This window comes from Bathymodiolus azoricus thioautotrophic gill symbiont, assembly GCF_001298715.1.
Taxonomy (GTDB): domain Bacteria; phylum Pseudomonadota; class Gammaproteobacteria; order PS1; family Pseudothioglobaceae; genus Thiodubiliella.
In genome coordinates this window covers 1-1157 of the sequence record NZ_CDSC02000220.1, presented here as the reverse complement: position 1 = coordinate 1157, position 1157 = coordinate 1, and the positions used below count along the sequence as shown (strand labels likewise).

At 41.2% G+C, this 1157-nt stretch carries 1 protein-coding gene; it reads right to left on the bottom strand.

What is annotated here, in order from left to right:
* Positions 1-973 (bottom strand): RHS repeat-associated core domain-containing protein (locus BAZSYMA_RS04200; protein WP_241502551.1); only part of this gene is annotated, 973 nt, incomplete at its 3' end.
* Positions 974-1157: the final 184 nt, after the last annotated feature.

The following is a 1157-nucleotide window of genomic DNA, read 5'->3' as shown; positions in this document are numbered from 1 at the left end:
ATTTTATTAAAAATTCTGTATTGTTGTTTAACAAGTTAAGTTTATCAGCAGGATAAGTCCTGACAATATTTTCCAGTCTTTCATACGCTTCAGGAAAATAAAATAAATTATTATTTTGATAAGTTCCTTCAATTGGGCTTAGCACATCTATTTCACCATAGGGCGGACGCATGTCAACTGGAATAACTTGAACATACCCTGTCGGGTCTGTGTATTTAAGGGGATTATTGCCCACATAAACATACAAATTCAAGCCATCAACTGCCCCTGCTGAATCAGGGCTTATCCACCTCGTTAGCCAAGGAGCTAGGTACCTAGCACCGTAGTAGGACAAGCCACTACTGTCGTCTCTTTCTTTACCTGTGTAGCGGTAGCGTTTTTGTTGCACTTGGGTTTTGTCTTTGCCAGCGATAATAGTAGTGCCACCATAGGGGTAGTAGTGTTCGTAGCTGAGGGTTTGGGCTTTGTCGTTCAACTCTAGAGTATTGGATTGCAGGTGGCTGTTGAGTTGGTAGCGGGTTTGCGTGTTGTCTTTACTACTTTCACCAAGGATGTGGGTGCCAATGTGCAGAGTGCTACTTTGTTGTTTTGCTTGGTTGGTTGCAAGATCTAGTGAGGGCAGGTAGTCTCTTTGGCTTTGTGTTTGGTTGTTAGATTCAACCACAGTGCGGACTCGCTTGCCTTGATAATCATAAACATAGTACTCTGTGGTGTTGGGTTTGTCTGCTTTAGTAAGTTTATTTAAGGTGTTGTTGTAGTGCCACTCTAGGTTACCAATATTGTTTAAGTTTAATAAATTGCCATTGGCATCAAAGTCGCTGGTGGATTGTTGGGTTTCAGTACCACGGTTGTTATTAGGGTGGATGGCGAGGGTTTGTTGCCAATCACCACTGTTTGCTTGGTGAGATAGGCTGGTTAGATTATTGCCTGTGTCGTAGGTGTAGGTTTGGTGGTAGGGTTCTAGTAAATTCATAAGAAAACACAGCGTTTTTTTTGTGATGCCAGAGGCACAGGTGCAGATAGGTTGGTTAACTTCAGTGGTACCTTCTCTATTATATTGCCAAATAGACCCTGTAAACCAGATTGTGTAAACCCTCATATTTTATAATCCCTAAAAAGGAGAAAAAACATGAGTAATACAACATTAAGAAAAAACC